We start from the raw sequence: 12,766 nt of genomic DNA, 5'->3' as shown, positions 1-12,766 counted from the left end.
GGCATCAAGCTCGAGAACGTCACGCTCAACATGCTCGGTCGCGCCAAGAAGGTGATGATCGACAAGGAGAACACCACGATCGTCAGCGGCGCCGGCAAGAAGGCCGACATCGAGGCGCGCGTGGCCCAGATCAAGGCGCAGATCGAGGAGACCACTTCGGACTACGACCGTGAGAAGCTCCAGGAGCGTCTCGCCAAACTCGCGGGCGGCGTCGCGGTGATCCGCGTCGGCGGCGCGACCGAGGTCGAGGTGAAGGAGCGCAAGGATCGCGTTGATGACGCGATGCATGCGACCCGCGCTGCGGTCGAGGAAGGCATCGTCCCGGGCGGCGGCGTCGCCCTGCTCCGTGCTTCCGAGCAGCTCAAGGGCCTGCGCACCAAGAACGACGACCAGAAGACCGGCGTCGAAATCGTGCGCAAGGCTCTGTCGGCTCCCGCTCGCCAGATCGCGATCAACGCCGGTGAAGACGGCTCGGTGATCGTCGGCAAGATCCTGGAGAAGGATCAGTACGCCTATGGCTTCGACTCGCAGACCGGCGAGTACGGCAACCTCGTCACCAAGGGCATCATCGACCCGACCAAGGTGGTCCGCACCGCGATCCAGAACGCCTCCTCCGTGGCGGCGCTGCTGATCACCACCGAAGCCATGGTCGCCGAGCTGCCCAAGAAGGGCGGCGCTGGCCCCGCCATGCCCCCGGGCGGCGGCATGGGTGGCATGGGCGGCATGGACTTCTGAGTCTGGCCACTCAGGCGAACCGCGGAATGCGAAACCCCGGCAGCGATGCCGGGGTTTTTGTTTGTGTGCCGAGCATGTTCGACAACTCTGCGGAGATCAACCAGCTTGGCTAGTGGATATCGAACATCTGCCGATTCTGGGGCGGGCGGCCAGCTCCCTACGTCGAATAATTTCGTCGCGTGCTCATCTCAATCGATCTCCTTTTTGCGGAGCCACCGGCGTCCTTCATATGCTGCGATCCTACGATCGTTCTGCCAAAGCTCAACCGCGTGGTCGCTTGCAAGCTTCCGCACCCGCTCCGTGGCGGTCCCTTCGTCCGAACAGATAAACTCGACAAAGCCTACGAGATGCCCGTCGCGTCTGACCATGTAGACCGTGTACCGTTCCATACAAGTCGCCTCTCCACGTTGTCCGTTCAGAGCCTACTCGGCAGGCTGGACATCGGGATGTCCTCGATCGCGGCCATAGTTGCCAAGGAGAACTGATACGCCACGACCGATCGTCGGGGCATCGGACATTCCCGTAAGCTGGCAACTCATATGGCCCGCAATGGTTTACTTCTTTGAAGCAATGAGCACGTCAGCACAGCCCATTGCGGCACAGAGCTCGTTCGGCTGACTGAGATGCGACATCTCGTTCCATTAGCCGCGCTCGTGCGATCCGCGGCAGCGAATCGACGCAAGCAGCAAGACTGGCCAGTCCAGGTGACATTGGCCTGCTATGCCCGTGGGCAGCGTGGGTCCTATGATTTACAATCCAGCGTTGACCAAAGCTAGGCGGAACAGCCAAAGCCGAGCGGATCATCACATTGTCGCGTCTCATCACTCGTCGGACTCAGCGGGGCGGAAACGTACGCTATGATCGACTTGATAGCGGTGACGGGGCATCTTTCGCGCTTGGCTGCGCGCGGGTCCCTCAATGCAGCCTCCGGAATAGAAACGTCAGGAAACGCACTTTGCAGCGCTCTATTCGGAAGACGATACCAAAGATTATTGTTGACGAGCCCAAAGGCTTGCCAGCCGTGCGACAAGGCTCGCTTCGGGAGGCTATGGCGCGGGTCAGGTTCGATCAATTTCAAAAGCAAAGACACGCGTTGCGGCTCCTTGTCACCGCACTGCCCAGTAGCACGCAACCAGGATGCCGGTGAAAACGAGCCCGGCGCAACATCCCAAGACGATTTCCATTGGGGCACTCCCTGATTGTTGCGTAGTTCTTCCGGCGGCCGTTTCATGTCGCCTAGCAGATTGACGGGACGGACTCAAACGCAGGTGATGCGTCCGGTCCGCCCCTGCATCACCAAGCCCTGGAATGGTGATGGTATGCCCACCAAAGCAAGCTGCGTGCCGCGACGAAAACAGCTGGGTTCATAGACCCTTCGCATCAGTGTGCGTAGCGTCAGCTCATGGACAATGGTACCAAAGCTGACAAACTCACAATGATCGCACCACGCGCTGTCAGCGTCGCAAGGGCCGCCTGGAATTCATGCTCAAACCGAACGCGTCTCGCATTGCGCTTGTCCAAAGCGTGCCGATCTGCGCCAAATCCATGGCGCGTGAGCACGGACGTCCAGTTTCATCGAGGGAGAAAACATCGCTGATCCGCTTGATTGACCTGCGGAGATCGCGACTGGAGTCGGCTCGGTTCCTTCTTTCAAACTCGTGGGCACGTTGAGAACGCTGTCGGGAGTTCGACCATGTTGTCGGCATCTGACGTCAGCGATCGAGCGAGATTGGCAATAGCCGTCTCCGAGCCGGCGGAATTGCCATATGTCGGCGAGAAGCCAGCAATGTGCTTTGCGTGGAACTCGCGGACTAACGAGAGCTGACGGATCAGAGCCGGGCTTCGGTCAAATGAACGAGTTGCGCCCCGATGCGATAGAGCGCCTCCCGCGTGTCGCGGAAGCGCGGCTCCTCCACCGGTGTGATCGGAAGCGGAAGGTCTTGGTCCGCAAGGTGCCCCAGCACGTAGGACGCGAGCACGCCGCCGAACACCGTGCCTGGCGCAATTCCGCGGCCGTTGTATCCACTGAACGCAATTACATTGCGGTCCAGCTTGTGAAAGCGGGGTAGGTTGTCCGAGGTCATACCGATCATCCCGAACCAACCGGTCTCGAATTCGATGTCGGCGAGCTGAGGAAACAGCTTGCCCAGCGAGCGGATCGCCCACGCCCTGTGCACTGCTGCACTGCTCCGCTCAAGAGCACCGATGCTGCCATAAACCAGCCGACCTGCACGGTCGAAGCGAAATGAACTGAGCACCTGTTTCGTATCCCAGGCTCCCTGCCGTTCGGGCAGGATCGATGCTCTCAAATTATCCGAGAGAGGTTGGGTCGCAAAGTTGAAGTAAGGCAGTTGGATCTGCTCCTGCCGGACCTGCGACCATGGCCCTCGCGCGTAGGCATCGGTGGCAACAATCACCCAATCTGCACGCACAGATCCGGCTGCCGTATTGACCTTCCAGCGCGATCCGCCGTCGCTGGCGGTGAGAGCGGCACTCTGAGTGAATATTTTCGCGCCCGCAGCAAGCGCGGCACGAGCCAAACCACGAACATAGGCCAGCGGCTGAATTGTGCCAGCGCGTTTATCCAGCAGTGCACCGGCGTAGTCGCCACCGCCGATCCTCCGGCGCGTCTCCGCGGCATCGAGAATCTCGACCGGCGCGCCACGTCGCTGCCATTGTTCAGCACGAGCCTCGATTTCTTCCAATCCCCTGCGTCCGACTGCACAATGCAACGTGCCCGTTGGCTCTTGCTCGCATTCAATGTCCTGTTGCGCGATCAGATCGAACACCCGTCGCGGCCCATGGCCGAGCAGATCGATCAGGCGCTCCCCAAGGGTTTGTCCCAGCGTCGCTACGAGAGTGTCCGGCATGACCCACATACCGGCATTCACGAGACCGACATTGCGTCCGGAGCCGCCGAAGCCGATTTCAGACGCATCGAGGACCGCGACGCGCGCTCCTGCTTCTGCAAGGTGGAGAGCCGACGAAAGCCCAGTATATCCGCCACCGATGACGAGGATATCGACGTCAATCTCGCCGGCCAGACGACCGGTCTGAGGTGCATGCGGAGCCGTCAGTTCCCAGAGTCCGTGCGATGTCGGATCGTCTTGCATCAGGTAAACTTCCTCGGCTGCAATTGTCCGTCACGCCGGAAATGCGCCGACAAGGCTCCCCGAGCTGCGAGGCCATGGCGGAGGAAATCCGGAGGTACGGCGCAAGCTTGCGAATAATTCGCGGGAGGTCAACTTTGAAATGCCGATTAACAGCCTAGGCGTGAAGTTCGAAAAGCGGATTGGCATGAGGAAGGCAAAAGCCCCCGTTGCGCGAAACACCGCGATTACTTCTTCACTGCATCCGGCTCGACCGCAAATCGGCGAAGAGGGCCTGATCCTAGTTGTCAGCTCCCGAGCCGGGCAGCCGAGCTGGCGATATCCTGCCGGAACGTGCTGTGACAACCTCATCCATGCGGGTGGCGGCTGGACGCACGCCGCTGCAGAGCTTGAGACGTCGCCCGAACAGCACCATTCGGCGCTGCGCGACCTCGATAAGCGATAGCATCAGCAGTGGGGGCGCACCCAACGCCTGGCTGACAACACATATCATCCGCGCTCGCGCCGGGAGAAACCAGAAATATCACTTGATAATCAAGCCAGACCAAGCCGTGGATTGAAGTGACGCCGTATTGGAGCGCAAACTCGACCAGCCCATGGAGCCTTCTTCCGCGGTCGGACCAACGGCAAATGCTTCCGCCCCTATGTCGAACAGCAACTCATTTTGGTGGACGAGCCGCAATGGGGCGCTGACAGCCTTGACGCAGCAATCAACTTGATTGCTTGCTGCTCGGCCATTCGCGCCGAGATCGAACTACGCACGGAAAAACCTCCGGCCGCCTGCGCGCGACCGGAGGTTTGCAGATAAGAGTCGTCCGCGTTAGTGGCGCTTGCCGGCCGTCGGCGTCCTGCCGTCTGAAGACTCGTCAGCTGCCCCCTTGTTCGGAGCGATTCCAGTGGTGCCGGCTGCACCCTTTGTGCTCTTGGCCGGCTTCATCCCCACTTTTCGGTCCGCAGCGCCGAGCTGAGCGGTCGAATCCTCATCATCGCTCAAGCCGCCCTGTATGCTCTTGCCTTGCATGCCGCCGCGATTCTTGGCGCCGGTCGAAAGGTCTTGCGCGAGCACCTGGCCCGCAAGCAGAGCCGAAAGGACACATGCGACTACAGAGGTCTTCACCAACTTCATCATCTCTCCTGGACTTGTTCGCGATTGAACGATTCCATCACTCCGACGCCACTCGCTTTCACCGGATCGTTCAACGCGTCAATAATGCGAATGGCGCCGTCAGCACCGAACGTGATTCTTGTGGTCATCGTTTAGAGATTTTGAGGCGATTTCGCGGAGCTACCGTCCTATGGGCGGTGCAGCGACCATCTGCACAGGCAACTCAACTGCCGGACCGAGATTCTCAAGGTCAGGGCCATGAAAAGGCACCGAAGGAAGCTTCTTGGGATCCGCTGATGACTTTTGAGCTTTGGAGGTGGATACGAGCACAGAGCAGCTTGCATAGTCTCACCACAGGCTTGCCCGAAGCAACAATGCAGTAAAAGGCCCGCGAGCCAGTTCATCGAGAATTGCCGCCCCGGTCCCACCTGTGGGCGTCGGACTGGAATATATGTGAACGCAATGATACGCAGGATTCATATCGTCTGACCTAGCCCGACGCCCACAGTCGGACTCGCATGCTATCTCCGGCCAGTCAGTTGGCGAGGAGTTCATTGGTAAAGAACGACGCCGCGGGTTTTGGATGATCGATCGCTTGTTCGGTCTTGAGCAACTCGATCGCTTGTTCGATGAGCGTCGCGTCGACCCAGCCGATGGGCTTTCCTTCCTCGGGCACCATCGCGTCAATCGTTGCCCTGACTTGTGCTTCGATAACGTCCACCGACGGGCCGACTTGCCAAACCTTGGCGATGGCATTCGCAGCGGCCCTCGGATCACTTCGTGTGGCCTCGATGCCCTCGCTAACAGCAGCGAGATAGCGCTTGAGGACATCCGGCTTCTTGGCAATAGCGGCATCGCTCGTGACTGCGGCCAGCCCCGGAACGACAAGCCCAAATTGTGCAAGATCCAGGATCGGAAACTTGATTCCGGTGCGCTGCTCGAGGACGGGCAGGTCACTGGTGCGATAGATGCTCACAGCGTCCACCTGGTTCTGCAGGAACTGGGGTACTCGCGATTGCGCGTCCATCTGAACCTTCTTGATCTTGGCGCAGTCGATCTTATTCACTGCGCAGAAGGTTCCGAGATAGGATGTGCCTGTCTCGCCGACGGCATGCGCCACGACCTTGCCCTCGAGATCCTGTGGCTTGAGGATGGGCTTATCGGGATGCGAGATCATGACGACGGGCGTCTTTGGATGGTAGAGCGCGATGATCTTGATCGGCATGCCCTTCTGGATCGCGGAAGCAGCGAAGATCCCAGGCATGATGACAATGTCCTCCTGGCCCTGAACGAGCGCGCCCAGTGCCGCCTGCGAACCCGCACCTTCCCCCATGCGGACGGCGAGGTTCTTGGCAGTATAAAAGTCTCTGTCCTGCGCCAGGTAGAGGTGCCCATACTCGCCCTTGAGCTTCCAGCTGAAACGCACTCGCACATCGTCGGCCGCCAAGGCAGCCGATGAGAAGACGATAGCTGCGAGCAGCGCCATGGCTGCCACCACGGTGCTGTTTCGCGCCGTGTTGCGGTGCCTTGCAGTCATAAATTCCCCTTCGATTTCCACCATCTCTCGCGTGGGCTGACGCCTCCAAGCCAAGCTGAGCGTCACACAGTCCAAGCGCAGACCGGCTTTGCGAATCGGACGATCAGGACGTCACCAGCAGGCCGCCATGCTTGCGAACACGGCGGCGTGCAGCGTTACGAACGCTAGCCGAATTGATTCGCTAGTGAGGACGTTGGTGATTCGACGCAGCTCAGCATCTTCAGTGATGAGCCGGCGGAAATAGTCATGTCGGTTCAATCAGGAGCTTTGATGGCGCCGCGTGATTGAACGCCGCGCCATCTTGGTGTGCGAATGAGACCAGGTACTAGAACTTGACCGAGACACCCGCGCTGGCTGATTTTTCCGTGCAGCTGTTGGTGCTGACGCCCGTTGCCGCGACGGTGCAGGTGCCGGGAGTGGCATTCGCATCGAGGCCATACTTGTTCTGCCAGTAGCGATAGGCAACCCAGACGTCAACGAAGTGACTGTATTTTGGGCCCATAAACGCCTTGCTGGCGTCAAACGTCAAGCGGATCGGCTCGCTGTTCAATTCGATCTTGCTGGCGTTGCTGAACCGTCCAACGCCGGACAGCGCAGGGAGCGTGTTGATATCGCCCTTCGCTCCCGTCACGGAAATACGGCCGCTGATGGCGAAATACCTGATGCTTTCGGGGAGGAATCCCAGATCCATGTAGTAATTGGTTTCAACCTTCCAAGTGGGTGGGAACCTTCTGTTGCCATCCAAGAGGCAGGTCACGTCCGGAGAGCCTGGACTGAAGAGGCCACACTGAAGAAACGATTTGTGGCTAGCGAGCCCTGCGACAACCAGGGGCGCCACGTTGATATAGCCCTTGTACGGAAGATCGAAGGCGAATTGCAGACCGCCAACGACGTTGTTCGTTGTGGGTGCAAAGTAGCTATTTGCAGTACCGAGATCGACGCCGACCTCGAACGAAATATTCCGCAGCGGTCCGATCTTGAAGGCGTTCGTGTTGAATATCTCATTCCAGCCGAACGTGCTCCGCTCGATGCCGTAGAATTCCGTCACTCCAGCGCAAATTCCCTGGGGACCAAAAGGCAGAACACCAGCGGGCGAGCAAGGGGAGGCAGGATCGTTGTGATCGGATTTCAACATATCAACGTTGAAGAAGTTTGTGCCGTAAGCCCATATGTCGAAATGGGTGAATGAATAGACCTGTTTTGCGGTCTTGCCGTTGATGGTCCCGTCCGGCCGGGTGCTAAACGCACCGGGATCCGTGGCCGTGAACTGGTAGGAGTAGGTGAGCCGGTTGTCATTCACCAGGAAGAACGGAGCGTCCGCAACGGGTTTTGGCTTTGCCTTGGCTGGTGCCAGTTCATCCGCAGCTCTTGCAGTACATGCGCAAGCGATCAGACTGACCGCAAGTATTGTTCGACTCACAAGTTTGGCAGAAAGCATGTTTAGTCCCCCTCTTCAAAAACGAGCTGCCCGTCGGGCATACTCAACGCGATAGTCGGAATGCGACGCGGCCTCGGAAATGGCGGCGGCCACATCAATGCGGACCGCACCCAATTCCGCATGAAGTCCCTGAATAGGCTCACGCCCGCATGATTTGGGACGCAAGTCATCTCCCGCAGAAAATCATCCTGCGGCACTCATGCCTGGTTCTCTTGACAACTGACGCGCCTACCCTTGCTCAGTGGGCGACGAGCACGCCTTTAGCCTCAAAGATATCGCGGATCTGGCGGACGTAGCCATGATAGACCTTGTCCTCGTGGACCTTGCTCCACTGTCTGGGACGGAGCATATCGATTTTTAGGTCAAGATCGATTCGACCGGGGCGCGGAGACATGACCAGCACGCGATCGGCGAGGAATACAGCTTCGTCAATACCGTGCGTGATAAACAGAACCGTGTTCTGAACCCTCAGCCACATAGACTGCATGTCCATGATCATCTGCTCGCGAGTTAGCGCGTCAAGCGCACCGAAGGGCTCGTCCATCAACAGCAGGCCCGGCTCCTGGATCAGCGCGCGGCATATTGCCACTCGTTGACGCATGCCGCCCGAGAGCTCCGATGGAAACTTGTTGCCGAAACCCTTGAGGCCAACTTGCTCAAGTAGCTCCTCGGCACGCATTCGGAACTTTGAAAGATCGAGCTTCTTGATCTCGATCGGCAGCAAGATGTTGTCGAGCACGGTGCGCCAGTAGAGCAGGAGATCCGACTGAAAGACGACGCCGATCTTGGGATGCGGCTTGCTGATCGCGTCCCCGTCAATGGCGATCTTGCCGGTCGAGACGGAGACAAGGCCCGCGAGCATTGAAAGCAAGGTGCTCTTGCCGCACCCGCTCGGCCCCACCACAGCGACGAAGGTGCCTGGCTCGAACTGAAGGTCTATCCGCTCGATGGCGACGACATCATCATCTTCGCGGGTCTTGTAGACCTTCGAAAGCTGCGAAATTTCGACTGCCGCACCTGATGTTTGGATGGCATTCATCGTACTGCCTCGCTGTAACTGTGCATCGTTGTTATCAATCGTCACCTAAAGGCATTTCATTTGGCGTCGTCACGCTTGTAGGAAACGCGCGCCTCGACCACATCGATGATGTAGTAAAGGATCACGCCGAGCAGTGAGATCGTCACTACGGTCGCGAAGTTAAGCGTGGTATCGAACAGTGAATTTGCCTGAAGCTGCAGATAGCCAAGCCCCCGTTCGGCTGCCACGTACTCACCGATGACCGCACCGATGACGGCGAGAGATATGGCCACCTTGAAGCCGCCGAAGATGTTGGGCAGCGCCGCTGGCAGACGCAGCTTGAAGAAGGTCTGCCACTCGTTTGCGCCCATTGAGCGGACCAGGTTGACGAGATTCTTGTCGAGGGACTGCAGGCCGACGACGGTCGATATCACGATCGGAAAAAACGAGATCAAGAAGGCAAGCACGATCTTCGGTGCCCAACCGTAGCCGAGATACAGCACCAAGATCGGCGCCAGCGACACCTTGGGTACCGTCTGTAGACCCACGAGGATCGGATAGATGGCGCGCTCGAAGGGCTTGGAATAGAAGATCGATAACGCCAGAGGGACACCGACCAGCACGCCCACGCCAAAGCCGACGATCACCTCGAACAGCGTCACATAGAGGTGGGCGGCGAGCAGCGGCGCGTCATTGATCATTCGAGTGGCGACGGCCGACGGCGTCGGCAGGACAAACTCTGAAAGACCTGACAGCGGCACGAGAATTTGCCAAGCACCGATCAGCGCCGCAGCTACGAGGAGCGCCGAATAACGCTCTAGCCAACTGCCGCGAGCGCGTTTCTTGCCGCTCATGCTTTTGCCCTGCTTCCGCTGTGCCTTGCCGGCACTGACAATATCCGTACTCGCCACCGTAGCCTCACCGCGTTAGAAGATTACAGTTGTTTTTGGCAGAACCGTCCACCGACGCCTTCGATGGTCTTGTCACATCAACGAACACTTCGCCGACAAGCGCGCTCTCGAGGCACAGTCGGACTTCCTCAACGAACCAATCAAGGAGAGGTCGCGCGGATCTGACGACAGCCCGACGGTCTCGTCGAAAAAACCCGGCTCGCCGGCGCGCCCTCAGGGCCGACACTGCTGCTGCGAGATTCACCCGAGACATCCCGTTCATCCCCGTCAATCTTGGGCTTGGTTTCGCCACCCGGACATCACCACTCATGCGGCGCGTCCCTGCGGTCGATGGCATCACTTCCCAAACCAACTTATATTTGATCTCATGATGTGATCACAGTTTCGTATTGTCAAGCGTGTAATATCGGCTGCCTCCGGCCATTTTTCATGCATTCGAGCGATTTCTGCGCCGCAAACATGAGCAGAAAAGCATGGCGGCGAATTGCCCGTGCCTTCGACGAGCCGCTCGGCTTCGCAGGCAATGCAGAAGAATTGCGATCGATATCGTATCGGCGCGGTTGCGCTTTCGACCGTCAGTGCCTGGCGGCAAAGATACTCGGCAGGGAATTTTCGATCGCGGTGCGCGTCAGGTTGCGCGCGATGAACACCAGCCAGCCGCGTGGCGAACCTTCCGGCCAGCGTGGCAGATATTCTGGCGGATAGACGACGTGTTGCACACCGTGGATGACAACCGGTCGCTCGTCGCCTCTGACCGGCAACAACCCCTTTACACGGAGAATGGATTCACCGCGTGCAGCCAGCAACAATTCCAGCCAATCGACAAAGGCCGGCCATTCGACTTCACGCGTCACCTCGACCGTGAAGGTCTTTATGCCGTGGCTGTGGACTCCCCGCCCAGGCTTGTCAGCTACTCGCAGATAGTGCGGCTCCCAGTCGTCGCCATGGGCCAGGACGTCGACCGCCGAGGGCATCGCATGCTTGCTCGAGGTCAGCGAGCGCACTGATGGATTGACCTTGGCGACATCGAGCTCAAGCTTGTCCAATTGCCAGCGCTCGACAAGATCTGACTTGGTGATGACAACGCAATCCGCTAACGCCACCTGCTGGGCTGCTTCTGCGAAATTTCGAATGCTGTTGAGGCCACTGACGCCGTCTACAGTCGTAATGATGTTGCCAGCTTGATAGCCATGCAGCAATTCGGAGGCACTCATCACCGCGTGTATGATAGGCGCCGGATCGGCGAGGCCGGTGGTTTCGACAACGACCTGGCGGAAAGGCGTCACCGCGCCGCTGCGGACCATCGCCAGAAGCTCGGCCAAGGTTGACACGAGATCGTCGCGCACGGCGCAGCACAAACATCCGGACGACAGCAGGACCACATCTTCCGCGACCTCCCGCACCAGCAGGTGGTCCAGTCCTATTTCGCCGAATTCATTGATGATCACCGCCGTCTCGGCGAGACCAGGCTCCCCGAGCAGGTGTCGAAGAAACGTTGTCTTGCCGCTCCCGAGAAATCCCGTCAGCACATGAACCGGGATCCGCGTGTCTAGGGAGGGAGCGGCGGGCTGCATGATTCAGATGACCTCGAATATTGCGTCGACCTCGACCGGAACGTTGCGGGGCAATGAGCTGCAGCCGACCGCCGCGCGAGCGTGGCGTCCTGCCTCGCCAAACACCTCCACCATCAGGTCAGACGCGCCATTGATGACCTTGGGATGATCTTTGAAGTCCGGCTCGGCATTGACAAAGCCACCCAGCCGAATGACCCCGACCACCCTGTCGAGATTGCCGTCCAATGCCTGCTTGAGCTGAGCAAGAATATTGATTGCACAAAGACGCGCAGCTTTTTGGCCTTCCTCCACGGAGAAGTTCGAGCCGAGCTTACCGATGTACTTGTCCTTGCCGCCCTCGCTAGGGACCTGCCCGGAGATGAAGATCTGGCTACCCAGTCTGCGCGCGGGAACGTAGTTGGCGCTTGGAGACGTCGTTGCGGGCAGGTTGATTCCGAGTTGGGCCAGTTTTTGTTCGATCTTTGCTTCCATGGCGCGGTACTCCGGATCTCGGGTTCTCAGTCATCGAATTGCAGTTCCATTCCTTGCGCGAAGGGGAGCTCGGCTCCCTGCGAGCCGGCGATGCTGAGCAAGGCCCGGCAAGTCGTCCGGATGTCCTGGATCGTCCCGCGTTTGACCGCTATTGGGTTGCCCTCCTTCAACCCCGCCAGAATGTCCTCGTGATGAGATGCACTCCAGGGCTTCGAGGGGATCAGTAACGACATGTACATGGTCGGCCCGAACTGCAACCACAGCGACTCGATCAAGAGCATGAGCGTCTCGGATTCGCTCGCCTGGTAGAGCGTGAAATGAAATTTCTGGTTGAAGGAAAGGCAGTTCAGAATGTCACGCTTGGCGATCGCCTGAAGCAACTGCTTATTGATGGACGTCAGGCCGCTAAGGAGCGCAGGCGAAGCTTTCTTGGCGGCGAGCTCAGCTGCCGTACCCTCAAGCAGTTCACGCACTGAAAAGATATCGCTCAGCTTCTCAGCGCTCAGCCTCGGCACGCGTACGGAGCCCCCCTTGGTTTCTTCCAAGGCATTCGCCGCCACGAGCTGGCTCAGCACTTCACGAACCGGCATGGGGCTGGTTCCGAGTCCTGCTGCCAGCTTGCGCAAGCTCATGACCTGGCCGGGAACAAAGGCTCCGACCATAAGTCCTCTACGCATATAGCTCAGCACACGCTCGTAGATGTGGCCCCGCTGCCGCTTGCCTTCTTCGTTGCCGTTTGCGGCAACTTCCGTTTTAGCGATCCGCATCTCCCGCCTCTCTTTTTCTCTTAGGATGTCGCGACGCGCCATCCGATATACCTGAGGACATCAAGACCATCCTTCGAGGAAGACTTCGATGACTTCCGTC

The 12,766-nt window shown here is 58.9% G+C and carries 10 protein-coding genes; 1 reads left to right on the top strand and 9 read right to left on the bottom strand.

Going from position 1 to position 12,766, the window contains the following annotated elements; genetic code table 11:
• Positions 1–735 (top strand): TCP-1/cpn60 chaperonin family protein (locus A3M7_RS0113955; protein ID WP_027544498.1); only part of this gene is annotated, 735 nt, incomplete at its 5' end.
• Positions 736–2,564: 1,829 nt separating this feature from the next.
• Here the strand turns inward: A3M7_RS0113955 and A3M7_RS0113940 are convergent.
• The 9 genes from A3M7_RS0113940 to A3M7_RS0113895 all read right to left on the bottom strand — a co-directional run bounded on the left by A3M7_RS0113940 (position 2,565) and on the right by A3M7_RS0113895 (position 12,708).
• Positions 2,565–3,848, bottom strand: coding sequence for an FAD-binding oxidoreductase (locus A3M7_RS0113940; RefSeq protein ID WP_027544497.1), 1,284 nt, complete (start codon positions 3,846–3,848; stop codon positions 2,565–2,567).
• An 817-nt stretch (positions 3,849–4,665) separates the two neighbouring features.
• Entirely contained in the window at positions 4,666–4,971 is a 306-nt protein-coding gene (locus A3M7_RS0113935; RefSeq protein WP_027544496.1) for a hypothetical protein, read from the bottom strand.
• A gap of 514 nt (positions 4,972–5,485) precedes the next feature.
• Positions 5,486–6,511, bottom strand: a complete 1,026-nt coding sequence (locus A3M7_RS0113925) for an ABC transporter substrate-binding protein (RefSeq protein WP_245284241.1) — start codon at positions 6,509–6,511, stop codon at positions 5,486–5,488.
• 301 nt (positions 6,512–6,812) lie between these two features.
• A complete protein-coding gene (locus A3M7_RS0113920; protein WP_027544494.1) occupies positions 6,813–7,925 on the bottom strand; it encodes a hypothetical protein in 1,113 nt (370 codons plus the stop codon).
• Between the two features lie 238 nt (positions 7,926–8,163).
• The gene (locus tag A3M7_RS0113915) at positions 8,164–8,964 is read right to left on the bottom strand and encodes an ABC transporter ATP-binding protein (RefSeq protein WP_027544493.1); all 801 of its coding nucleotides are present in this window, start codon (positions 8,962–8,964) and stop codon (positions 8,164–8,166) included.
• Between the two features lie 56 nt (positions 8,965–9,020).
• Positions 9,021–9,854, bottom strand: a complete 834-nt coding sequence (locus tag A3M7_RS0113910; protein WP_027544492.1) for an ABC transporter permease — start codon at positions 9,852–9,854, stop codon at positions 9,021–9,023.
• A 575-nt stretch (positions 9,855–10,429) separates the two neighbouring features.
• Positions 10,430–11,428: a GTP-binding protein gene (locus A3M7_RS0113905; RefSeq protein WP_027544491.1), complete on the bottom strand. Its 999-nt coding sequence runs from the start codon at positions 11,426–11,428 to the stop codon at positions 10,430–10,432.
• Positions 11,429–11,431: 3 nt separating this feature from the next.
• Complete coding sequence (locus A3M7_RS0113900; protein ID WP_027544490.1) at positions 11,432–11,899, bottom strand: RidA family protein; 468 nt, start codon at positions 11,897–11,899, stop codon at positions 11,432–11,434.
• Between the two features lie 26 nt (positions 11,900–11,925).
• Positions 11,926–12,708, bottom strand: a complete 783-nt coding sequence (locus A3M7_RS0113895) for a GntR family transcriptional regulator (protein ID WP_245284240.1) — start codon at positions 12,706–12,708, stop codon at positions 11,926–11,928.
• Positions 12,709–12,766 lie beyond the last annotated feature (58 nt).

It is taken from the genome of Bradyrhizobium sp. WSM2254, from assembly GCF_000472645.1.
In the GTDB taxonomy this organism is placed as follows: domain Bacteria; phylum Pseudomonadota; class Alphaproteobacteria; order Rhizobiales; family Xanthobacteraceae; genus Bradyrhizobium; species Bradyrhizobium niftali.
The sequence above is the reverse complement of the archived record's forward strand: the minus strand, read 5'-3'. Positions and strand labels throughout refer to the sequence as shown.

Bases quoted from the DNA above. Each gene is read 5' to 3' on its own strand.
- A3M7_RS0113940 (WP_027544497.1), bottom strand. From the start codon at position 3,848: ATGCAAGACGATCCGACATCGCACGGACTCTGGGAACTGACGGCTCCG.
- A3M7_RS0113935 (WP_027544496.1), bottom strand. From the start codon at position 4,971: ATGAAGTTGGTGAAGACCTCTGTAGTCGCATGTGTCCTTTCGGCTCTG.
- A3M7_RS0113925 (WP_245284241.1), bottom strand. From the start codon at position 6,511: ATGGTGGAAATCGAAGGGGAATTTATGACTGCAAGGCACCGCAACACG.
- A3M7_RS0113920 (WP_027544494.1), bottom strand. From the start codon at position 7,925: ATGCTTTCTGCCAAACTTGTGAGTCGAACAATACTTGCGGTCAGTCTG.
- A3M7_RS0113915 (WP_027544493.1), bottom strand. From the start codon at position 8,964: ATGAATGCCATCCAAACATCAGGTGCGGCAGTCGAAATTTCGCAGCTT.
- A3M7_RS0113905 (WP_027544491.1), bottom strand. From the start codon at position 11,428: ATGCAGCCCGCCGCTCCCTCCCTAGACACGCGGATCCCGGTTCATGTG.
- A3M7_RS0113900 (WP_027544490.1), bottom strand. From the start codon at position 11,899: ATGGAAGCAAAGATCGAACAAAAACTGGCCCAACTCGGAATCAACCTG.
- A3M7_RS0113895 (WP_245284240.1), bottom strand. From the start codon at position 12,708: ATGGCGCGTCGCGACATCCTAAGAGAAAAAGAGAGGCGGGAGATGCGG.